The following is a 224-nucleotide window of genomic DNA, read 5'->3' as shown; positions in this document are numbered from 1 at the left end:
TTGCCGGCGTTGACCCAAGCTTGGTTGTCACTGCATATCAGAGTGCATCCGGCTGGGTTAACCTGATTACCCCAACTTCAGGAGTTGTAATGGGGGCATTAACGATTGCTCACGTCAACATCACCACTTGGTGGAAATTCATGTTCAAATTGATGGTTTACCTGTTCTTGGCTACAGCAATATTCTTAGGGGTAATGGCCATAATTTAGAGTGCGACAAGGACT

At 46.0% G+C, this 224-nt stretch carries 1 pseudogene; it reads left to right on the top strand.

The window, feature by feature from the left end:
* Positions 1-209 (top strand): annotated as a pseudogene (locus tag CBI42_RS12230) (YfcC family protein); the annotation flags it as partial.
* Positions 210-224 lie beyond the last annotated feature (15 nt).

It is taken from the genome of Streptococcus sp. KR (genome assembly GCF_002238115.1).
In the GTDB taxonomy this organism is placed as follows: domain Bacteria; phylum Bacillota; class Bacilli; order Lactobacillales; family Streptococcaceae; genus Streptococcus.
This window is presented reverse-complemented; position numbering and strand designations above follow the sequence as displayed.